Raw genomic sequence first — 22,328 nt, 5'->3', positions numbered from 1 at the left:
CCATCCTCTGACCCATGAGGGCCTCTATCTTCTCGGTTCGCTGCCCGTTTTTTCGCTGCCGCTTCCCGCTCCGCCCGGCTTACCTTTTCGGTACAATCGCTACAGTCGCTTGCGCAGGCAGGGCGGGTGCCCTCTGCCACGGGGAAGTTCCGTAGGACGGCAAAAAGCGTGCAGTAGAATGTACAAGAGATGTAGCGGCTGGGCGGGTTTTCCAGAAGATGCGCACGGCAGGACGCCCGCCACGGGAGGAGGAAGCAGCCATGACAATCCTGCGTCATCGGTTCGGGATGCATTGGCCGATGATATTGATTTGTGGCGGTCTCGTGGTCGCCGCGGGGTGCTGCAAGCATCGCTGCTGTGTGTCGGACCGTTTCCGTGAGCCGCGGCCCTTTCTTCCCGCCGCACCGCGCAGTCCGTATCTGCTTCCCCCGGCGAATGTGCCGACCACGCCGGCTCCGCCGCTGGCCAATGGCAACCTGGTGCCGCCGGTCGCTCCGCCGCCGGAGACGCGGCAGTATCCGCCGGCTCCTTCTTGGCTGGCCCCGCCGGCGGCTCCCGCTCCCGCGCCGCGGCCGGCTGACCGTCCGCCGCCGGAAATCCTCTTGCCGGAGAGCTTGCCGCCGAGCGCCAACGGCTCCTCCTCCAGCGCGCGGCCGCCCCAAGCGGGAGGGTCCGGCGGGCCATCCCCCGCGGCGAGCACTTCCCCACCGCCGCCGGCGCATCTGCCGGGGTATACCCGCGTCAAGCGCGGCGTGGCCAGCGGCCGGCGGCCCACCCTCGACGGCTTCGACGCCTTGCAACGCGCCAACTTCCGCACCCTCCTTTACCTCCATCCTCCCCAGGCGGATGTGACCGCCCTCCGCCAGATCGCCAGCCAGCGCCAACTCGACTTGGTTTCCCTGGAAGTCACGCCGGAAAATCTGCCCCAAGCCCTCGCCCAATTCAACGCCGTCGTGGGGGATGACTCCCGCCATCCTCTCTATGTCTTCGATGACGACGGCGTGCGCGCCGGCGTGCTCTGGTATCTCCACTTCCGCACCGTCGAGGTCCTCAACGACGATGCCGCTCGCCTCCGCGCCCGACCCCTCGGATTCCCCGAACAGGGAGATGAAGCCACCCCGTGGCTCCTCGCCGTGCAACGTTATCTCTCCCAGCGCTAGACGGCATTACTTCAGCGAAGAAGCGGTCCAGCGGGAAGCGGTCCTACCAACGGGGATCCGTCAGGAAATGACGGTGAATTAGGAGAGTGCCTAGCCCCCAGGCAGGGGTTAGGAAGCGGCCTGTTTCGCCTGCCGTTGGGCGAGGAGGAAAGCCAGGTGATCAGCGGACAGGCGCGGGTCGTCGGTGAGCACCTGGCCCAGTTCCGAGAGGATGAAGGGGGTGAGGTCCTCGCCGGTCCAGCCTTCGGCTTCCAGGCGGCGGCGGAAGTAGTCCAGGGCACGCTCCCGGAGTTTGTCCGTCCGGCGGGTCAAGGTCCCTTCATTGAGTCCGAAGAGGCGGGCCGCCTCCCGTTGATTGAGGCGGTAGCGCCAGCGCAGGCCCAAAAGGAGCAGGTCTTCCTCCGGCAACTGGCTGAGCCATTCCTGGGCTGCTTGTACGAACAGTTCCCGCCAGCGGCTCGCCCCTGCATCTGCCGGGCGCAGATCGGCCGGGACGAAATGATCGTCTTCTTCCAGCGAGTTGTCCGGCGTCTGACGCAAACGGGAGATATGCTCGTTTTGGAAGACGCGGATGAGCCAGGGGACCAAGGGCCGCCGCCCGTCGTAGCGGGCCAGAATGGGTAAACTCGCGGGGCGGTCCGGGACCAGCAAGCGGCTCCAGAACTCGCTGACGGCTTGCTCCTGAGCGGCGAGATCCGAGGGATACAGGCGGGCGGCTCGCAGGCGCAAGGCATCCACCAGCAGGCAGTCCGTGCGGCCCGTCCGAGCGGCGAAGAGCGTCTCCCAGGCCGTCTCGAGACGCTCCAGGCAGCCAACGCACACATACCAGTCCAAGATGTACAATCCGTCCAGATACGCCTGCCAGCTCAGCGGCGCCTCCTGCTTGGCTTGATAAAGCTGGAACGTGCGCTCCAGGTGGGACAGCAGCAGATCGTCCGCCAAGGGGAAGCGGGGAAATTGCAGGCGGGCGAAGAGAAACAGGGCCGTGCGCTGCCACTGCTCCGCGGGGGTCCACACGGGCAGCCTTGCGGTATCAGAACCATCGCGCGGAGCGTCCACAGCCTCATTCCTCAATCACGTCGCAAGGGGAATCCTTCCTCGCTCACCACCTCACGCCTGCTGGACCTCGCCAGAGTATCCCGGACCACCAGGAAGCGGGCCAATACTCGCTGCGAACCCCGGAACGAAAGTCCCCGCTAAAAGGGGAAGCCGGCTCGTCCAGCCCCTTTTTCTTCCCGGCGCGCCTCTCTCATCCTGTAGATTAGGAAAACAGGCCAGGTTCGGACGGCGGAGGTGAAGAACGGAGCGACCGGGGTTTTTTCGTTGCGGAGGACCGCCGGGCCGGACTCTTCGCGGGGGCCTCTTTCGACCCGGTCTGTTCTGCTGAAAGCGGGGACGAGGATGAGCGAGCCGGCGGGGGGAGCGGTCCATCCGGCTTCACCGCCGGTTCCTCCGGCGCAATCTCGTTCTCATGACGGGAGGAAGCCTTCGCCGCGGGTGCCGCACCGGCCCCTGACCCTGCCTGCAAGAGCCGCAGAAATTCCTCTTCGCTCAGCAAAGGGATTCCCAGCTCCAGGGCCTTGTCCCGCTTGCTGCCAGGATTGGCTCCGACGACGACGAAGTCCGTTTTGCGGGAGACGCTGCTGGAGGGATGGCCGCCGGCTGCCCGCACCGCTTGTTCCGCACTGGCCCGGTCCATCGCCTGGAGCGTGCCGGTGATTACGACGGTCTTGCCCGCCAGGGGGGAAGCTTGGCGGCTAGCCGCTGGCCGGGCGTCGGCGGTGGTGCGCACTCCAAAGGTCTGCAAATCCGCCAGGATTTTCCGCCCTTCGGGACTGTCAAAATACTGCCGCACGAAGCTGGCCCGTTTGGGACCGAACCCCTTGACCCGCGCCAGTTCGTCTTCCGAGGCGGCGGCGATGGCCTCCAGCGAGGGGAAGGCAGCGGCCAATTCCTCCGCCAGGCTATCGCCGACGGAGTAGATGCTCAGAGCGGCTAGCAGCCGGGCCAGTCCGCGCTCCTTGCTGGCGGCAATCGCTTGAATCAGATTCTCCGCACTTTTGTCCGCGAAGCGCTCCAGCTTGACCACCTGCTCCTTGCGCAGGCGGTACAGATCGGTGACGGAGCGCACCAGGCCGGCATCGACGAGTTGCTCCGCGACGCGCTCGCCCAGTCCATCGATGTCCATATGGGTGCGGCGGGCGAAGGCCACGATCCGCTTGGCCAGTTGCGCCGGGCACAACGCGGTGTTGGCGCAGACGTAGTTATAGCTGGTACCGCTGTCTTCGCGTTCGACCGGCCCGCCGCAGCGGGGGCATTTCTGCGGCCAGACGATGGGGCGTTCCGCGCCCGTGCGCTGCTCCCGGAGCACTTCCACCACCTGCGGGATGATCTCACCCGCCTTCTCGATGACCACCGTATCCCCGATGCGGACATCTTTCTCCTCCACCCAGGCGGCATTGTGCATGCTGGCCCGGCTGACCGTGGTCCCGGCCAGTTCCACCGGCGGATCGAAGAGGGCCACGGGGGTCAATTCCCCGAATTTGCCCACGGAAAACTCCACCGCTCCGATGCGGGACACCGCCTGTTCCGCCTCGAATTTGTAGGCCCTGGCCCAGCGCGGCGCCCGACTGGTGGCCCCCAACACCTCCCGCTGGGCAAAGTCATTCACCTTGATGACCACACCGTCGATGTCATACGGCAGTTCCCGCCGCTTTGTCGCCCACTCTTGACAATAGGCAATCACTTCCTCAATCGTGCGGCAGAGCCGAGCGTGGGGATTGACCGGCAGCCCCCACTGGCGGAAGACGGTAAAAAGCTCCTGCTGGGAACGTAGGGTCACACCTTCGACCAGGCCGGCGGCATAGGCGAAAAAGAGCATTTTCCGCTGGGCGGCCAATTGGGGGTCCAACAGTTTGAGGGTGCCGGCGGTGAGATTGCGGGCATTTTTGAAGGGTTCGAGGCCCTGCCGGACTTGTTCCGCGTTGATGCGCGCCAGTTCCGCACGGGTCATGTACACCTCGCCGCGGACCTCGATCCGTGCCGGCGGGTGCTCGGTACGCAGACGCAGGGGAATGGCCGCGATGGTCTTGACGTTGTGGGTGACATCATCGCCGATTTCACCATCGCCGCGGGTCGCCGCCACTTCCAGCTTGCCCTGTACGTACAGGAGCGACAGCGACACGCCATCGATCTTCAACTCGGCCATGTATTCCACCACCGCGGCAGGTCCCAGGGCCTTGCGCACATCGGCGTCGAACTTCCGCAACTCGGCGGCGCTGTAGGTATTGTCGATCGAGAGCATCGGCACGGCGTGCCTGACCTTGCGGAAGCCGCTGATCGGAGCGCCCCCGACCCGCTGGCTGGGACTGTCCGGTGTCACCAACTCCGGGTGCTGCCGCTCCAGCTCGATCAGCTCCGCCATGAGGCGGTCAAATTCCCGATCCGAGATTTCGGGCCGGGCTTCCACATAATAGAGGTAGTTGTGCCGCTCGATCTCGCGCCGCAACTGGGCGATGCGCTCCGCGGGGTCCGACGCCGCGGCGGGCTGAGACGCTCGACCGGAACCCTTGGCCGAGGATTGCGAGGCTGCCATAGCTCGATCCCTGATCCCTCTCGCCGGAAAATCCGCCTTCCCATGCTGCCGGAAGGTTCACCTTCCCCCGTTACGGGAAAGTCCCCCTCTGCGACGGGAAGGTTTCGCCATTCCCCCCGCTCCATTGCTGAACCGGGAGAACCCCTGCCGATTTTCCCTGCTCTCGGACCGGCGTGCAAGGTCGGTCCAGGGAAACGCCTCCTTCCGAATCCGCTGGCTGAACGATCCGGGGCAAGCTGAAACAATGCTGCTCCCCCTGCCGGACAGATTATGGCGCCTGGCAGAACCCTACCGGACGGCATGAGTGTGGCTGGCGGAATGGGGCTTGGCAGCAAGGCTCTAGGGGCCGAGATACTCGACGATCACGTGGGTGGGTCCCACGGGAGGGTCATTGAGGCGGATTTCCAGGCGGGCTTCTCCGGCCTGCAAGCGGAGGGAATCGAGGCAGAGGGTGGTTTGGCCCGTGCCGTGGCCGTGCTGCCGGGGCGGTTGCGCCTGCTCGCAGAGGAGTTCCCACTGCTGGATTGGCACGGCAGCGTGGAGCGTGAAGCGGTAGCGGCCAGGACGGGCGACATGGACGGCCCAATGGCCGAGGCTGTCGGCGGACCAACCGGCCCGCGGACCGCGCCAGTCCTGCCGGCTCAGACGGACCTCCGGCGCCTGGGGACTGCCCAGCACGAGCCGCGGCGGAGCGAAACCCTGCCGCGTCACTTCCGTGAACCAGGCGGCGTACTCCCGGCGCAAGCGCTCGACCATCTCCGGCATCTTCTCCGCCAGATCGGTTTCCTCGTAAGGGTCGGTGCTCAGGTCGAACAGTTCGTAGCGGGGTTTCCAGGAGGAACCGGGGCCAGTACCGGCGGCCTGCACCAGTTTGTAACGGGGTCCCCGCGCTGCGAAGGCCCGGAACTGTTCCGGGGTGTCACCGCGATGCCACTGGAAGAAGAGGGTGCGGTCCGGCCAGGGTTCGGAGGAGCCGAGGAGCCAGGGGGCGAAGCTGCGGCCATCGCAGGGTTCGCGCCACGGCACGCCGCACAATTCACACAGCGTCGGCACCAGGTCGATATGAGCCAGGGGCCATTCCAGCACCTGCCCGCCTTTGAGGCGGTGGGGCCAGCACACATAGCACGGCACGCGAATGCCCCCTTCGTACACCGTTCCCTTGCGGCCGCGCAAGCCGGCATTCCAGCGCACCCCGCCCGGACCGTTGTCCGTCAGGAACACCACGAGCGTCCGTTCTGCCAACCCGTGTTCGTGCAGAGTCTGAAGCAACCGCCCGATGTTCGCATCCAGATTCTCGATCATCCCGTAAGCGGCGGCGATCGCCTCGGTGTCCAGCTTCTTCGGACCGTTCCACCACGGCTGCCCGATTTTGGGAAAGGCTCGCGGCGTTAGGTCCCGCTGGCGGTAAAACTGCACTCCCTCCGGCGGCACCTGGAAGGGAGCATGCGGCGCATTGTAGGCAATGTACGCGAAAAACGGCCGGTCCTTGTGGCGGAGGATGAACTGGATCGCCGAGCGGGTGAATAGATCGGTGCAGTAGCCGCGCCCCTGTACCTCCTGGCCGTTACGCTGGAGGACCGGATCAAAATAAGCCCGGCGCGGATCGACCCACGGCGGATCGCTCGGCTGGGCCAATCCTCCGCCCAAGTGCCAGAGCGTCTCGTGGAAACCGCGATCTTCCGGGCGCAAGGGGTAATTGTCCCCCAGGTGCCACTTGCCGAAGAGGCCGGTGCGGTAACCCGCCTGGGCGAGATGCTCTGCCAGGGTGCGGACCTGGGGGCGCATCAGCGCTCGGCCCAGGTAGGTGTCCACCACGCCGGTGCGGTAGGAGTACAAGCCGGTCAACAGACTGGCCCGCGTCGGCGAACAGACGGGGGAAACGTAAAAGTTTTTGAGCCAAACGCTCTGCCGCGCCAAGCGGTCCAAGTGCGGTGTGCGCAACACCGGATTGCCGTGGCAGCCCAGGTCCCCATACCCTTGATCATCGCTGATGATCAGCACGAGGTTCGGAGGGGCCGCCTGCACGGGCAGCCCGCTTAGGAGCAGTCCCAGACCGCAGAGCCAGGCGCGCATCGTTTCCCCTCCCCGCCGACAACGGTCTTGCCGCGCATTCCCGACAGGAACCTGGCCGCTGTCCGCCAACAAGGGCCTTGCCCCGTATTCCCTGCCAATTCTGTCCGCCGGGAACGGCCTTGCAGCATATTCCCTATAACAGGTATGCTATAGACTGTATAACCCGGCATGATGGCCCGGAGAAGGCGGCATCACTGCCCCATCAGCAGACCAGCATGCCCCGGAGGAAAGAGATCAGGCCCGCCCCTGAGGAAAAAGCAGAGGGCAGAGCCGGCCAGCGACCGGAAGGACTCCGGGGTAGAATCTGCTATTGGGGTTCGGGCCATCTGCCGATGGTATCGAAGTATCGGAAGCAGTGAGTGCAGGACTGGTTGAGAACAGAATCCGCTGCCATCAGGCTGGGAGCTAATCGCCCTCTGGGGGCCTGGGTCCTGCGTGGGTGTCATCCTGTCCCCTGAGCTTGGGGAGAACCGAGAGTGAGCGTCAATCCTGCGGTAACAGATGAGCGGCAGCGTTATACGCGCCGGATCGAGGAGAGCTTCGAGGCGGCAGCGAAGCTGGCCGGCTCCCATCTGCCCCCCAGCGATTTTTACGAGCAGTTGCTTCACAAGACGTTAGGAACGATCGAGGCGAAGGCCGGAGCGATCTGGCTGCGGACCCCGCAAGGCTTTTTACAATTGGCGTGTCAGGTGCGTCTGGACCAGGTGGGTTTGGACGAGAAGCGCGGCTGCCGACAATGCCATAACGAATTGCTCCGCCAGGTGTTTCAGGCTCAGCCGCCGCGGCCGGCCTTGCTCGAACCGAATGGCCGCCTCACGCCCCCCGGCGCCGAGAATGCCCCCATCCCCGCCGCCAACCTCACCAACTACTTCATTCTGCTTGCCCCGATTCTCACCCCTGACAAACACTCGCTGGGACTGCTGGAAGTCTTCCAGGAACCGAACCATGACCCCCGGCTTTACCCCGCCTTCCTCAACTATACGGCCCAAATGGCGGGCTATGCCAGCCAGTTCCACGCTTATCTGAGCCAGCGGGCGGATCCGAACATCGAACGGACCTTTACCCAGATCGAAGCCTTCGCCCGGCTGATTCATTCCTCCCTGCATCCGACGGAAGTGGCGTATCACGTGGCCAACGAAGGCCGCAAACTGATCGACTGCGACCGGCTCAGCGTGGGAGTGCGGCACGGGCGCTCGCGGGTGACGGTGGAAGCCGTCAGCGGGGCGGACGTGGTGGAAAAGGCGAGCACCCACATCCGCTGCCTGCGCCGCTTGATGGAGCAGGTGCTGCACTGGGGGGAAACCCTGGTATTCAAGGGAACGCGGGAAGCTGGCCTGCCGCCGCAGGTCGCCACGGCCTTAGATGCCTACCTGGCGGAAAGCCATCCCAAGTTCCTCGTGGCCCAACCGATCCGCGATCCCCGTGAAAAAGACCCCAACAAGCCGCCTCGCTCCATTCTGGTGCTGGAAGTGTTCAATCCGCCGGAGCAGGTGGAACCGCTCATCCAGCGCCTGGAAGTGGTCGGCAAGCATGCCGCGCCCGCCCTCTACAACGCCGCGGAAATGAAGCGCGTCCCTCTGCGGCTGCTCTGGAAACCCCTGCTGGCGATCCAGGAGGGTCTCGGCGGCAAAGGACGCTTCTACGCCCTGGCCATCGGCCTGCTCTTGGCTATCCTCATCGGCTGCCTCATCGCCGTCCCCTACCCTCTGCGTCTGGACGCCAAGGGGCAATTGCTCCCGGAAGAGATCGCCCAAATCTTTCCCCGCACCGAAGGGGTGGTGGTCGATATCCGCGTGCGTCCCGGTCAGAAGATCGCACCGGATTACGATGTCGTGCATCTTTACAGTGCGGAGCTGGCGCAGCGGTTGCAGCAGGCCCTGAGCCAGCGCAATGAAGCCCAGGGGCAATTCGAGGCCGCCGAGCAAATCCTGCGGGAGTTGCGAGACGTGCGCGACCGAGCCACCTACGAGACCCAGCGGGAGACGGCCCGCCTGCGCCGGGAGGCTGCCGACCGCGAATACCAGGCCCTGCTGCGCGAATACCTCTGCCTGCCGGAACCGCTGGGCAAGTTCCGCGCCGTTGCCCCGCGCTTCGATCCGGCCCTGCCGCGGGAACGCCCCCCCATCTGGACGGTGCTGGACGACGACCGGCGGGATAAACTCCTGGGCCGCACCATTCGGCCCCACGAAGAGCTGCTCCGCGTCGGCAACCTGGAAGGAGTGTGGCACGTCGAACTGAAAATCCCCCAGCGCAACATCGGCCACATCCGCCGGGCGTTCGCCGACCCGCGCCTCCATCACGTCGAGGCCGCCACCGGACGCAAATATCTGGATGTGGACCTTCTCCTGTCCAGCATGCCCGATACCCGCTTCCTCGGCCGGCTCTACGAAAACGGCCTGACTGCCCAGGCGGTGCCCAACCAGCAGGAACTGACCGATAACGAACCGGTCGTCACCGCCTATGTCAAGCTGCAAGCCCCGGACATTCCGCCGCACCTGCAAGCCCCGCGCAGCCAGTTCGTCACCGGCCTGGAAGTGCGCACCCGCATCCGCTGCGGCCAACATGCCCTGGGATATTCCCTCTTCCACGGCGTCTGGGAGTGGTTCTACGAAAAGATCATCTTCTTCTTCTGAACCGGGGGAACCCGGACCCTGAACCGCCGCACGTGAAAATGCACCGAGGCAAACTTTCGGCTAGGAAACCTTCGGCTGAGCAATCACCTGGTCAGGAACTGTCCGCGAGGCGTCATTGTCCGGATTGAGGGTAAGCGCGTGAGAAAGACATCGACGGCCTATCGAAACCCAGCACCTGCGATAACCAGGTTACGTCCCTGGTGGAAGAAGGGCGGCTGGCTCCTGCTGCTCGCTGCGGGATGTGCTCCCACAGGTTCGCCCGTTCCGGTGCCGCCGCCGGACGATGGCTCATCCGCCACTGCCGCTGCCGCCTCCATCGGGGCTCCGCTTTACGAGGGGCAGCCCGTCCCCCAGTTTCCTCCCCTACGTGTCGGCCCGGAACCGATCATCATTCCCAACTGCTTCGTGCAATACGAGGAGCGGCAACAGGTCTCGGCAGAAGTGGATGGCCGGATCGAATTGCTGGCCGCCCCCCTGACGCGCCGACCCGATGGCCGCTACGAATGGCCCCGCCCCGATGGCCCCCCCATCCTCTACGACCCGGAGCGCCCCCATCCCAACATCGTCTTCCATCCCCGCGATCCCCAGCGGCAATACCCCTACTGGCGGCTTCAGGAAGGGGATTTCGTCCAAGCGGGCCAGACGGTTTGCCTCCTGGATGACCAATTGATTCAGACCCGGCGGGAAGCGGCCGAGAAGAACCGCCTCGCCGCCCAGGAAGTCCGCGAACAGGCCCAAAAGGGAGCCGACTTCGCCCAACGCAAAATCGACCTGTACAAAAACAACCCCGACGTCATCCCGCAATCGACCATTCTGGACGACCGCATCATGCTCAGCCGGTTCCTGGAGAACCTGGCCCAGGTGAACCAGCAGATCGTCAAGGCCGAGCAGGAACTCAAGGAGGCGGACCTGTTGATCCAGAAGCACCGGGTGACGGCGACGGTCAGCGGCATCATCCGCAACATTGCCCGCTGGCCCGGCGAGTATGTGCGGGCCGGAGACAAAATCCTGGAGATTCAATCGACGGACAAAGTCCGCCTGGAAGGGCAGCTCGATGTGCAATATGCCGCCCGCTTGCGCCGCCACATGACGGTGAGTGTGGAGCCGACCCTGCCGACTGCCCCGCTGATGACGCTGTCCGCGCACCGTCAGCCGGTGGCGGGGGTGGCCGTCTCCGGCCATGCCGAGCGCCCCCTGGTGGTGTCGGTGGGACTAGATGGGACCGCCGTGGTGTGGGACCCGAACCTGTCCCAGGTGGCGGAACGTTCCAGTTTGGGGCATAATCTGCCGCATCCGGCGCCGGTCCGCTCCGTGGCCTGCACTCCTCCGGGAGCGCCGCGGCAACTCGTCGTCACCGGGGCCGAGGATGGCCGCCTGCGCATTTGGGACATCGACGACCCGGAGCACCTCCCCGCTCAGCCGAAGGTGGAGGCCGAACCGCCGCACGTGACCGGCATCGGTTTTGTGGCCATCAGTCCCGATGGCCGCTACGCTGCCTCCGCCGCCGGGCGTGAAGTCTGGCTCTGGGCGCTGCCCAGCGGCGAGCGGCTCTACGCCTTGCCCCCCGATCACCGGGATACCGTCACCAGCCTGGCCTTCAACCCCCAGGGGCAGTTGGTGACGGCCAGCCGCGACCGCACCCTCAAGGTGTGGAAACTGGGCCGGGAAGGCGCCGCTTTGACCCGCACCCTGGAACACCGCGCCGGCCTGCTCGATGTGCTCGGCCTCAGCCCCGACGGCGCCCGCGTCCTCTTCGATCATGACAAGAGCCGCCTGGACCTGCTCCAACTGGACAGCGGACAAACGGTGGGACAAGTGATCAATTTCAGCCCTCACCTCGGTTTCGCCACGTTGGCTCTGTTCCAACCGCAGACTTTGCCCGCGGAGCTGCCGCCGGAGCAGTGGCCGCCGTACACCCTGGCCACGGTGGGCGGAGAAGGGGACCTCAAAGGCACCGTCCAGCTCTGGCATCTGCCCCGTAGTGGGGGCCGGGCCGCGGAAATCGCCCGCTTGATTCCTCCGGGTCGAGTGGCAATTACCGCCGCGGCGTTCAGCCCGCCCGCCGCCACGCCGTTCTTTGTCCTGGGCACCGACAAAGGCACGGTCCACCTCTGGACCCTGCCGAAAGCCCCGCCCCACCGCCAAGAAGGGCGGATCGTCACCATCGACGCCGCCGATCCTCGCTCTGTAACCGTCCGTGTGGAAATGGACAACCGGGCCTTGCGCCTGCTGGACAAGAGTACGGCGACGGTGATTGTGCCGCCGCCGGACAAGCTGCCGTAGGACGCCGGGCTACGTCGGGTTTCCCCCTCGCCGGGAGCCTGACGGGAACTGCTGCCTGCGGACTTGCCTGCTGAGGAGCCATGAGCCGCGCCACCGATAGCCTCAACGATCCCGCTGTGCGCCGTAAGGCGGTCCGCCTGCGCGTCCGGCCAGACTTGCAAGTCTTCGAGCAGAAATACGAAGGCAAAACCTACCACGTCGTCAAGGACCCCGTCTGCCTGCGCTACTATCGCTTCAACAAGCAGGAGTATTTTGTCTTCCGGCTCTTCGATGGGGAACACACCCTGGAGCAGGTGCGGGAACGCTTTGAGGAGGAATTTAAGCCCCACCGGCTGGAATATCACGACCTGGAGAGTTTCGCGCGGCAGTTGGTCATGGCGGGGCTGGTGCAGCACGAGGCGCCCGGTGCCGGCGCCCATCTCTTCGAGCGGCGCGCCAAACAGCGCCGCCTCCGCCGCCTGATGACCCTGACCAACATTCTCTACATCAAAATCCCCGTCTTCGATCCGGACCGCATCCTGAGTTGGCTGTACCGCTACACCTGGTGGATCTTCACCCGCTGGTTTTTTGTGCTGAGCGTGCTGTTCATTGGCGCCGCGGTCTTCCACGTTCTGCTGCACTTCGACACTTTCTACGCCCGCCTGCCCGCTTACCACGAGTTCTTCACCTGGCGCTCGATGCTTTACATCTGGCTCTCTCTGGGCGTGGTGAAGATCATTCACGAGTTTGGCCACGGCCTGTCCTGCAAAGCTTTCGGCGGGGAAAGCCACGAGATGGGCCTGTTGCTCATGTGCCTGAGTCCCTGCCTTTACTGCAATGTCACCGATGCCTGGACGCTCGCGGACAAGTGGAAGCGGATCATCATCTCCTTTGCGGGCATCTATGTGGAGCTGATGATCGCCGCCGCCGCCACCTTCGTCTGGTGGTACACGCCCCATCTGCCGGTGGTCAACAACATCGCCATCTGTCTGATGATCCTGTGCTCCATTTCCACGATCATTTTCAACGCCAATCCGCTGATGCGCTTCGACGGTTACTACATTTTGGCGGACTGGATGGAAGTGCCGAACCTGCGGGAGCGGTCCAATCGTTTCCTCAACAATCTGTTTTTGTCGCGCTGCCTGGGTGTGGAGGTGCCGCCGGAGCCGTACATGTCGCCGGCCCGCAAGGCCACCTTCATCTTCTACGCCATCGCCAGTTGGGTATACCGCTGGATTGTAGTCTTCGGCATCCTCTGGGTGCTCTCAGACTTCCTCGGCCCGAAGCTGAAGATTCTCAGCCAGATGCTGGCGATCGCGTCGCTGCTGTCGATTTTCGTATGGCCGACGTATCGGATCATCCGCAACATACGCCAACGAGGACGCCTGCCGGACATGAAAGCCAAACGTGTGTATGTGACGCTCGCTGTGACGGCCTCTTTGGTGGCCGCCTTCTTTGTCCTGCCGCTGCCGGTGAGCCGCATCCATGAAACTGGCCTGGTCGCGGTGCATCCCGCCGCGATGGAAAGCGTCCTGCTGCCGGAGCCGGCCCGCTTGCAGCGCTTGCACGCCCGCGCCGGTCAGACTGTTCGGGCCGGAGAGTTGCTCGGCGAGTTCACCAGCGAGCCGCTGCTCGTCGAAATCGAACAGGCCAGGGCCGCCGCCGAAACGGAGCAGCTCATCGCCGAACGCCTCCAGCAGGAGATCAGCCGCCAGTTGGGCGTGGCCGACGAGGCTGCCCTGGCCCAGTTGCGCCTGGCCCGCGAAGAGGCCCGCAAAAAGGCCGCCAGCGCCGAACGCCGCCTCCAGTTGCTCCAGCAGCGCCTCCAGCAGGTGCGGGAATTGCGTGCCCCGCGCCCCGGCACCGTCCTGACCGCCCCTAAGCCGGAAGATGTCGGCAAACTCTTCGACAAAGGGTACAGCGAAGCCCATCCCGTCTTCGCCATCGGGGACCCGCAGCGCCTCGTCGTTCGCGTACCGGTCACACCCCCGGATTACCGCCTCCTCCAGGAGGAACTCGCCCAGCAGCCCGCCCTCAGCGCCTCCATCCTGGTCAAAGGCCGCAGCGACCGCATCTTCACCGGGCGCGTCACCACTCTGCCCGCGCAAAACGCCGAAACCGTCCCGATTCAACTGACCCATCGCGGCGGCGGCCCCCTGGCCGTCAAACCCCACAACGACCCGAACGTCCTCATCCCCCTCGCCCAGGTTTATCTCATCGAAGTCGAACTGCTCGACCCGGATGCGGCGATCGAACCGGGCCAATTGGCCAGCGTCAAAATCCACGCCCGCTGGCGCAGCGCCGCCTGGTGGCTGGGCCGAACCCTGGCCAACGCCCTGGACCTGGGGCTGTATTGATCCGCTCGCCCTGCCTGGGGAAGGGATGGCATCCCAGACCCTGACGGCTCCGCCTGCATTCCGACTGCGTTCGCCCGCCTCGGACCACCGGGACAGCCTGGTGTCACTTCAGCCTGGCATTCCCAAGCCCTCTGGCACTCCAGCCAAGCCGAAAAGCGGAAAGCGGCCTCACCCCAGGACGTAAGACCGGCCTGTAGAGCTTAGGGAAAACTCTGGCCGAGCGTGGGGGGAAAAATTCCTACCGAGTGCGTTGCACGTCAGACCCGTCGCGGTTATTGTGAATTGGGTGCCATCTCGGTCCCAACGGTTCCACGGTCCATTCCATTCTGGTTCGAGGAGGATTGCTCATGACGCGCCGCCGCTTTGCCGTGCCCGGTGTGCTCCTAGCTTGGCTGAGTGCCACGGCCGCTTTCTGGCCGAAGCCGACCTTGTCGGGGACAACGCCGCCTCCGCTGCCGGCCCTATCCGCCCTGCCCCCCACCCTGTCCCCGGCCCATCCCCTCTCGCCCAGCGAGTTGTTCGCGGCCCGTCACTTCCAAAAAGCCGAGCGCAATAAGGCAGCTCTCATGGAGTCTGCTAATAACCTCAAAACGATCCTCATTGCCTTGCACAACCACCATGACGCTCGTGGCTGCCTCCCTGCGCCGGCCTTCGAGGATCGGAACGGCAAGCCGCTGCTGAGCTGGCGTGTCGCCATCCTGCCCTACATCGACGATAAACTTTACCAAGAGTTCAAGCTGGATGAGCCGTGGGACAGCGAGCACAACAAGAAGCTGATCGAGCGGATGCCCAAGACATTCGCCCTGCCGGGGGCTGAGGAGGAGGCGAAAAAGGGCCTGACGCACTACCGCGTCTTCTTCGGTCCCGGCGCCGCTTGGGAAGCGGGGAAAGGATTTCAGTTCACAGACTTCACCGACGGTACGTCCAACACCTGGATGGTCGTGGTGGCCAAGGAGGCGGTACCGTGGACCAAGCCGGAGGAGCTGCCCTTCGACCCGAAGAAGAACATGGGCGCCCTGTTGGGGCAAGTCGGCGGCGTCTTCCAGGCAGCCTTCGCCGATGGTTCTGTGCGGAACTACCCCAAGCTGCCCAACGCCAAAACGATCCAGGCCTTGATCACCCGCAATGGCGGGGAAGTGATCGACGACTGACAGCGTCGGCGAGGGGATGTTCCCTTCGGGAAACTTTCCCTGGTCTGGAAGCGAAGTTTTTTCGCCAGCGACGGCCCTTTGTCAGCTTCGGGTGAAGGGGCACTCCCAACGTTGCCGGGAGATGCAGGAGCGCTCTCCACGTTGCCGGGGCAGAAGGGGCGCTCTCACGGGCGTTGCAGGAGGGTGGGATCGGCCATGTGCTCTTCGGCAGTGCGGCGGGTGATGCGGCCGGCGCGGAAGAGCTGGCGGATCGATTCGTCGAAGGTGATCATCCCCTCTTCGCGTCCGGTGAGGATGTAGTTGTCGATACTTTCGATCTTGCCGCTGCGGATAGCGCTGGCGATGGGGTGGGTGTTCCAGAGGACCTCCAGGGCCAGGACGCGGCGGCTGCCCCGTTCCAGACCCGGCAGCAAGCGCTGGCTGAGAATAGCCCGCAGGCTCATGGCGAGCTGCGCGCGGATGAGGCTCTGCACTTCCTGAGCGAACAGATCGGCCAGGCGGGTGATGGCGCCCTTGGCATCGCGGGTGTGCAGGGTGGTGAAGACGAGGTGGCCGGTCTCCGCCGCCGAGAGCACCATCTGGGCCGTCTCGCGATCGCGGACTTCGCCGATGAGCAGGACATCGGGGTCCTGGCGCAGGCCGTATTTGAGGCCGTCAGCAAAGCTGAGCACATCGACGCCGACTTCCCGCTGCGTCACCAGGGAATGCGGCCGGCGGGGGAAGAGATACTCCACAGGTTCTTCCACCGTCAGAATGCGGCGCCCGCCGAGAGCATGGATGCGGTCCACCAGCATGGCCAGGGTCGTCGTTTTGCCGGAACCGGTCGCCCCGGTGACGATGACCAGTCCATCGCGGAGGGCACAGAGGCGATCCGCCAGCGCCGCGGGGAAGCCGGCCCAGGCCAGGTCGGGAATGCGTGACGGAATAAGGCGGAAGCAGGCGGCCAACTGCCGGCCTGCATGGAACAAGGCCGCACGCAACCGGACCACCTCCTGCCCCAAGGCCACCGTCACGGCGAAGTCCACGTTGCGGTTCGCACTCAGCCGCTCCGCCTGTTCCGGCGAGCAGAGCGATAAGAGCAGCGGTTCCAGCGCCGCGGCCTCCAGGGGTGGCTCCGGCATCTCCGTCAGTTCCCCATGCAGGCGCAGCATCGGCGGGTGACCCGCCACCAGATGCAGGTCCGACGCTTCCACCTGCACCGTCCACTCCAGCCATCGCCGCAAAGCCTCCGGCACGCTCTGCGGTTCTTCCTGTCCGTCACCTGCCATGGGATTCTTCCCCAACTCGCCCTGGCTGGCCTTTGTTTGTTCCTGTGCGGTGCCGCGGTGCCGCGGTTCCCCTATTCCCCTTATTCCCCCTGAATCGGCAGACTGACTGGGTGCCCCCCCCCGCAGGAGGGTCTCCCCCCAAGGGACAGGGGAACCGCGGTCGCATGAACCGCTATCCTCTCGAAGGATTCCTTTTGAGGATATTGTGGAAAAACCGACTGCGCCGGGCGCCCTTTTTTGCCGTCTTCACCGCTCGGCGTGCTTCCCTCGTTGCGGGGAGAAAAAAACAAAGCAGACCGGGGTGAGGGAGGCTGTCCCGGTCCGCGAGGCTTGGGTTTGGTCAAGTTCCGGCTTCTGAGGTCAGCCGCCCTCCGCCTTCTCCCGCAGAATCAGACCCGAGGGATCAGGCCCGGCGGCTCAAACGGAGGGGGCAAAAACCGCAGGAACCGCGGCTTAGTGGTTGAACAGGAAAGCGGGAGTGTTGATCAAAGCCCAGACGAGGTCCTGCGCGCCGACGACGCGGGGGTCCGGGGGCGGGACCTTGGCCGCTTCCGCAGCCAGGCGTTGGTACTCCTGATCCTGGGCGAGGTACATCTGGCGCAGGCGGGCCTTTTGTTCCGGCGTCCGCTTCTCTTCGGGGGTCTCCAGCAAGGCAAGCTGTTCCGGCGTGAGCGGGCTGCTCAGGCGCGGATTGGGGTCCGTGGTGTAGGAGAGGCGGAACTTGCCGAGGGTGTGATGGGCCGCCTGCTGATAGTGCTGCTCCATTTCGATGGTGAAGGCGACACCTGCCGGCCCGCTGATTGGTTGCGCCAGGCGGAAGAGGGCGGCCTGATCCCGGCCAGTTTGCGGGGCGATGGCCCAACCGGTGGCCCGGTTGTTGTCTAGTGTGTTGGCCAAGGGGAAGCCGTCCTGCTGGAAGGTGGCAGCGGCGGCGGTGAGGCGGACAATCGCCTGCGGGCCGTCGGGCTGATCCAAGCGGTGATAGCGGAGGCGGAACTCCGTGAGCACGAAGTTGCCGTTGGGAGCGCGCCCCGGCCCTTTGCTCGGCAGGCTCGGATCGCTGAGCACTTCCAGGCGGATGGCGGTGATCGGCTGATCGGTTTCGGCCAGGCCGACGAGGGTGTAAATGTCGAGGGAGTCGATGTTGCCGCTGGCCAGGATGCTGCCGTCCGGCTGAACAGTGAGGGTGGCGCCGGGCCGCGGCTGAGCGTAGGGACCCTGGCGGGAGGCCGCCTTGCGGATGTCCAGGGTCACCCACTGCGTCGGCTTTTGAGCGAGCAGGCCCGCTTCCCACGCCTTCTGCCGCTGGGGAATTGTCTTTTCGTATGCCTCGAAGGCGGCCTTGCGCTTGAGGTACTCCTCGACCAGGTACTTGTGGTCGGCGTCGGCGGAGTGCAGGGCCTTGATCCCCGCTTGCAATTCCGCAGGAGTGGGACGGCGATTGAGTACCGAGAGGTAAATCTCCTCCACGACCTTGGCGTCGTCCTTCTCCTGGAGGACGAACTGATTGAGGCGGTTGTTGGGATCGCGCAGGGCTTCGCCGATGATCGGCCCGTTGACCATAGCCAGGATGGGGCCGAGGTTGAGGGTGTTGGAGCGTTCGCATTCGCAGGGGCTTTCCCGCGGCGGCTTGCTGAACAGCTCGAAGAAGCCGCCGGGGACTTCGACGTTGCTATCGAGAAGCTGCGCAGCCCGTGCTCCCGGAGGCAGACCCGGCAGGCGGCTAACCGCGCCAGTCACCCGGTGGATCGAGTCGAAGAGCACCTCCGCCGGCAGACGCCGCGGCAAAGCGTGTGAGTAGTTGATCTCGTCATCCTTGTTCCAGCGGTTGGTTTCTACCGAGAGCTGATAGGTCCGGCTCTTGCAGATCAAGCGCATGATGTGCCGGGTGTCGAAACCGCTGCGGATGAACTCCTCGGTCAGGCGGTCCAGCAATTCGGGGTTGGTCGGCGGATTGCCTGCGCGGATGTCGTCCACCGGTTCGATCAACCCCACGCCGAGCAGGTAGCTCCAGAGGCGATTGACGTAGCTTTTGGCGAAGTAGGGGTTCTGCGGGGAGGTGATCCATTTGGCCAGTTGGACGCGCCGGGGTTCCTGGGGCGAGAGGCTCACCGGCACGCTGAAGGGGAAGCGGGGGGCGGCAATCTGCCCGGTCCGTTCATGCCGCACTTCCCCGTCGGGAGCGTCGGCGACGATTTCCACGAGGGGCTTGGCCCCTTCCACCGCCGAGCCGCCGATCCGCTGCCCCTTGTACTTCGGGTCCTCGCTGAGCTTGGTCCGAGCAAAGTAGGCGGCCAAGCCGTAGTAGTCATCCTGCGTCCAGCGCTCGAAGGGATGGTCGTGGCACTTGTTGCAGTTGAAGCGGATGGCCAGGAAAAGCTGGGTGGTGTTTTCCATGAGGGCGTCCGGCGTGCGCAGGATTTTGTGATACGACGCCGGGGGTACGGACAGGTTGGAACCGGAGGCGGTCAGGATCGTATAGGCGAAGCGATCATAAGGCATGTTGGTGGCGATGGCCTCGCGGATCCATTGGCGGTAGGCGGCGGCACCGGCTTCGCCCAAAAACTTGCGGTTGACCATGAGCAGGTCCGCCCATTTGTTGGTCCAGTGTTCGATGAAGGCTTCGCTGCCAATGAGCCGGTCGATGACTTCATCCCGCTTGACGCGGCTGTCCCGTGGGTCGGCCAGGAAGGCCCGGACTTCCGCGGAGGTGGGAGGCAGGCCGGTTAGGTCGAGATAGACCCGGCGGAGGAACTCCTCGTCGCTGGCCAAGGGGCTGACCTGCACCCGTACTTTCTTGAGCTTGGCATCGACCAGCTCATCGATGAAGTTGTGGACGGGCCGCTGGATCCACTCAAAGCCGGTGCGGTCCCCCAACACGATGAGGGTGGAGGCGGCGTAGGCGCCTTCGTAGCGGGCGAGCAGGGTGGCTTCCCCCCGGCGGAGGGTCTGGGCCAGGCCCCGTGGCGACACCGTGGCCACTTCCGTGTTGCTGCTTTCCAGGAAAGCCTCGGCGGTGACATCCCGCACCCGCCCGTCGCTGTAGGTGGCATAGACGGCAAACTGCTGCTTCTGGCCGATGCGGTAGATCGTGGGATTTTTCGGATAGACCTCGATGCTGCGGACGCGCGGCGTTTGCGGGTCAAAGCGCACCCCCTGGGCGATCCAGCGGCGGATCAGTTCGTAATTCGGGTCACCCAGTTGCAGGAGCACGCCGCCCTGATGGGGGACCACGCCGGCGGGCTTCATGAGCATCAGGCTCTTTTCCGGCGCCGCCCGGTTGAACCGCCGCCCTTCCAGATCATCCGTGAGGCTGCGATAGTCGAAGAGGGGATCGTAGCCGCGCAGGGAGAGCTTGAAGCCGTTTTTCCCCTGGGCGGCCCCGTGGCAGGTGCCCGCATTGCACCCCAGCTTGGACAGCACCGGCTGCACGTCCGCCACGAAGCTGACTGGCGGATCGCTCTGCACCTGGACCGCCTGGACCGGCACCTGCACGCTCTGGTTTCCCAGGCGGATGGTCAGCGTGCCTTGCACGTCGCGCTGGGGCCGGATCAGTCCGGCGTCCACAGTCAGCCCCTGGGGCAATTCGTAATGCGCCAGGCGGGTCACATCCGCGGTTTCGCCGTTGCTGAGCTGAGCGGTCACGAGCACCTGGGCATAGGCAAAGGGACCGCGCAACTCGATCCGGGAGGGGTGCACCACCAGCCGAGTGACTGTGGCCCCCTCTGGCAAGGCTTCGCGAGCTGCGGGAGCGGACCCTCCAGGCGCCTCGCCCGCCTTCAGCGGCAGGGGAAACAGCACTCCAACCCAGGCGAATCCCACAGCGAGAAAATGTCGGCATCTCATGGTACGTTCTTCCTATCCAGGTTCCAGCGGTTCCAACATGCGCAGCGAGGAGAACGACTGTCGTATTCCCAGCAGGTCGTCTTCGCAGCAGGTGGTTTGTCTTTATCTCATTGTGTTTCCGAACCTACTTTATTGTGCCGGTAGTTGCCGCCGTATGCTAGTCGATTCGGAATTTTTTCCACCGGTTTCCCCGTCGAGTTCGGGTTTGGTCAGCGGGGTTGCCGTTTTCCCTGGGGAGGGAATGACATTGTCGTGTCAGCGTGGGGTGTTGGGAGTGCCAGGATTACTGGGGGGCGGGCTGCCGGGCAGGACGGTGAACTGCCGCAGCAGTTTGCCGGTGTTGGCGTCGTGGATCCAGACGATGCCGTCGAAGCCCGCGGAGGCGAGCCGTTGGCCGCTGGGGTGCCAGGCCACGGTATAGGCCGGACCGCTCACTTTTTCGCAGACGATCTTTTTGACGCTTTGGCGGACGTCGTAGATGCGGACTTCGCCGGTGCCGTCGAGGCTGCTGGCTGCGGCGAACAGCAGACCCTCCGGATGGAAGGCCACGGCGGAGATGCGTCCCGGCATCGGCTGGTAGTCGCGGATTTTATTGGCGTCGTCTCCGATTTCCCGCTTCTGTTCCCGATGGATTTTGTAGAGGCGGGGGGTGCCATCCGATCCAGCCGCCACGACCTCGTCGTAGAGTTTGGGGGGAACGCCAGGCGTATCCGGCGGCACCTTCTGGTAGCGGGGCGGCCGCGGCACCTGCAAGGTCCGGCCCCAGAACCGCACCGGGATCGTCTTGGGCCAGGGCCGGCGATCCACCGCCATCAGTCCGCCTTTGAGTGCTCCTGGTGTAATGCTGGTGACACTATCGATGAAACGCTGCGTCGCCACTTCGGTCAGACGCATGCTCATGTCCCGGCTCACCGACACCAGATGCTGCCCATCCTGGGAGAAGACGGTGCCGAGCACCCAGTCGGTGTGCGTGCCCATTTGCAGCACCTGCTTGCCGGTCAGGGCATCGATGGCCCGCACCGTATTATCTGCGCAGCCGAAGGCGATCATGCGGCCATCGGGGGACCAGCTCACGCCGTAGAGCGTGTCATAGGTGAAGGGGGCGGAGAGCAGCAGCTTGCCTTTGCGGTAGTCCCACACCTGGACTTCGCCGAAGCGTCCCGGTGCGCCGCCGACCGCCGCCAGCTTGTCTCCCTGGGGCGAGAACGCCAGGGACTGAATCCGTTCGGAGATGCCGATGAGGCGGGCGCGCAATTCCAACGTTTCGGCGTCGTAAAGCAGCACCTCGTGATAGCCGCTCACCGCCAGGAACTGGCCATCGGGGGAGTAGGCCACAGCGGTGATCACCGGCGGCGAATTGTACTTGGGGGGATGATCGGCATCGATCACGTCGGTGCGAGCGGCGGGAGGAGTGTCATCCTTGGCTCCCTGGGCGATCCAGGTGACGATCTTGTCGATCTGGGCCGGAGAGAGAGGGTCCCGCCCCTTGGGCATTTCCGCTTTGCCGTTCGGATGGATGCGGATTTGTTCGACCAGATAACTTTGATCCGGCCGTCCTGGTACAATACCGACTTTCTCGCGCTCCCCGGCCTTGAATAAGTCGGCGTAACTGGTAGTGAGGTAGCCGCCCATCGGTTTGGCCGGTTGATGGCAGCCGTTGCAATGCTGTTGCAGGATGGGGCGGATATCCTTGTAGTAGCTGACCGGCGCCGCGCTCCCTGGGCCAGCCCCTCCCCGGCCGCTGCCGGAACCGCTCTTCTCTTGAGCGATGAGAGAGAACGAAGCGGACGGCAAGGGAGGCAGAACCGCCAACAGACCCGCGAGCAGCAGGCCCATCCCGCTTGTCACAATGGTACGCAACCGCATGATTAGGTTACCTCGCACCCGCCAATCTGTTAGTGTTCAGGAGGGAAAACCGTGTCTCCGAACCGAAGGTGTGTAGTGGGCAGCCGCCGGAATAGCCCCGGCACGTATTCGGTGGGA

Annotated in this window: 11 protein-coding genes; 5 read left to right on the top strand and 6 right to left on the bottom strand. The window is 64.7% G+C overall.

Going from position 1 to position 22,328, the window contains the following annotated elements:
- The first annotated feature begins 260 nt into the window (after nucleotides 1-260).
- Nucleotides 261-1,160 carry a protein-tyrosine phosphatase family protein gene (locus tag H0921_RS16885; protein WP_194539702.1) on the top strand — a complete coding sequence of 300 codons (900 nt, stop codon included), beginning with the start codon at nucleotides 261-263 and terminating at the stop codon, nucleotides 1,158-1,160.
- 108 nt (nucleotides 1,161-1,268) lie between these two features.
- On the opposite strand, the gene H0921_RS16880 is transcribed toward H0921_RS16885, so the two are convergent.
- The 3 genes from H0921_RS16880 to H0921_RS16870 form a co-directional block, all read right to left on the bottom strand.
- The gene (locus H0921_RS16880) at nucleotides 1,269-2,219 is read right to left on the bottom strand and encodes an RNA polymerase sigma factor (protein ID WP_315851930.1); all 951 of its coding nucleotides are present in this window, start codon (nucleotides 2,217-2,219) and stop codon (nucleotides 1,269-1,271) included.
- A gap of 202 nt (nucleotides 2,220-2,421) precedes the next feature.
- Complete coding sequence (ligA, locus tag H0921_RS16875) at nucleotides 2,422-4,755, bottom strand: NAD-dependent DNA ligase LigA (protein WP_194539701.1); 2,334 nt, start codon at nucleotides 4,753-4,755, stop codon at nucleotides 2,422-2,424.
- Nucleotides 4,756-5,094: 339 nt separating this feature from the next.
- Nucleotides 5,095-6,828 carry an arylsulfatase gene (locus H0921_RS16870; protein WP_194539700.1) on the bottom strand — a complete coding sequence of 578 codons (1,734 nt, stop codon included), beginning with the start codon at nucleotides 6,826-6,828 and terminating at the stop codon, nucleotides 5,095-5,097.
- Between the two features lie 476 nt (nucleotides 6,829-7,304).
- On the opposite strand from H0921_RS16870, the gene H0921_RS16865 reads away from it, so the two are divergent.
- From H0921_RS16865 to H0921_RS16850, 4 genes are all read left to right on the top strand, one after another.
- Complete coding sequence (locus H0921_RS16865; protein WP_194539699.1) at nucleotides 7,305-9,461, top strand: efflux RND transporter periplasmic adaptor subunit; 2,157 nt, start codon at nucleotides 7,305-7,307, stop codon at nucleotides 9,459-9,461.
- Nucleotides 9,462-9,599: 138 nt separating this feature from the next.
- The gene (locus H0921_RS16860) at nucleotides 9,600-11,744 is read left to right on the top strand and encodes an HlyD family efflux transporter periplasmic adaptor subunit (protein WP_194539698.1); all 2,145 of its coding nucleotides are present in this window, start codon (nucleotides 9,600-9,602) and stop codon (nucleotides 11,742-11,744) included.
- An 80-nt stretch (nucleotides 11,745-11,824) separates the two neighbouring features.
- Entirely contained in the window at nucleotides 11,825-14,080 is a 2,256-nt protein-coding gene (locus H0921_RS16855; RefSeq protein ID WP_194539697.1) for a hypothetical protein, read from the top strand.
- Nucleotides 14,081-14,427: 347 nt separating this feature from the next.
- A complete protein-coding gene (locus H0921_RS16850) occupies nucleotides 14,428-15,231 on the top strand; it encodes a DUF1559 family PulG-like putative transporter (RefSeq protein WP_194539696.1) in 804 nt (267 codons plus the stop codon).
- A 164-nt stretch (nucleotides 15,232-15,395) separates the two neighbouring features.
- Here the strand turns inward: H0921_RS16850 and H0921_RS16845 are convergent, their stop codons facing one another.
- The 3 genes from H0921_RS16845 to H0921_RS16835 all read right to left on the bottom strand — a co-directional run bounded on the left by H0921_RS16845 (nucleotide 15,396) and on the right by H0921_RS16835 (nucleotide 22,211).
- Nucleotides 15,396-16,499, bottom strand: a complete 1,104-nt coding sequence (locus H0921_RS16845) for a type IV pilus twitching motility protein PilT (RefSeq protein WP_194539695.1) — start codon at nucleotides 16,497-16,499, stop codon at nucleotides 15,396-15,398.
- 453 nt (nucleotides 16,500-16,952) lie between these two features.
- The gene (locus H0921_RS16840; protein WP_194539694.1) at nucleotides 16,953-20,345 is read right to left on the bottom strand and encodes a DUF1549 domain-containing protein; all 3,393 of its coding nucleotides are present in this window, start codon (nucleotides 20,343-20,345) and stop codon (nucleotides 16,953-16,955) included.
- A gap of 255 nt (nucleotides 20,346-20,600) precedes the next feature.
- The gene (locus H0921_RS16835) at nucleotides 20,601-22,211 is read right to left on the bottom strand and encodes a WD40 domain-containing protein (protein ID WP_228500035.1); all 1,611 of its coding nucleotides are present in this window, start codon (nucleotides 22,209-22,211) and stop codon (nucleotides 20,601-20,603) included.
- Between the last annotated feature and the right edge of the window lie 117 nt (nucleotides 22,212-22,328).

Source organism: Thermogemmata fonticola (assembly GCF_013694095.1).
In the GTDB taxonomy this organism is placed as follows: Bacteria; Planctomycetota; Planctomycetia; order Gemmatales; family Gemmataceae; genus Thermogemmata; species Thermogemmata fonticola.
The sequence above is the reverse complement of the archived record's forward strand: the minus strand, read 5'-3'. Positions and strand labels throughout refer to the sequence as shown.

Excerpts from the sequence above, each read along its gene's own strand:
- H0921_RS16885 (WP_194539702.1), top strand. The coding sequence starts at position 261 with ATGACAATCCTGCGTCATCGGTTCGGGATGCATTGGCCGATGATATTG.
- ligA (WP_194539701.1), bottom strand. The coding sequence starts at position 4,755 with ATGGCAGCCTCGCAATCCTCGGCCAAGGGTTCCGGTCGAGCGTCTCAG.
- H0921_RS16870 (WP_194539700.1), bottom strand. The coding sequence starts at position 6,828 with ATGCGCGCCTGGCTCTGCGGTCTGGGACTGCTCCTAAGCGGGCTGCCC.
- H0921_RS16855 (WP_194539697.1), top strand. The coding sequence starts at position 11,825 with ATGAGCCGCGCCACCGATAGCCTCAACGATCCCGCTGTGCGCCGTAAG.
- H0921_RS16850 (WP_194539696.1), top strand. The coding sequence starts at position 14,428 with ATGACGCGCCGCCGCTTTGCCGTGCCCGGTGTGCTCCTAGCTTGGCTG.
- H0921_RS16845 (WP_194539695.1), bottom strand. The coding sequence starts at position 16,499 with ATGGCAGGTGACGGACAGGAAGAACCGCAGAGCGTGCCGGAGGCTTTG.
- H0921_RS16840 (WP_194539694.1), bottom strand. The coding sequence starts at position 20,345 with ATGAGATGCCGACATTTTCTCGCTGTGGGATTCGCCTGGGTTGGAGTG.
- H0921_RS16835 (WP_228500035.1), bottom strand. The coding sequence starts at position 22,211 with ATGCGGTTGCGTACCATTGTGACAAGCGGGATGGGCCTGCTGCTCGCG.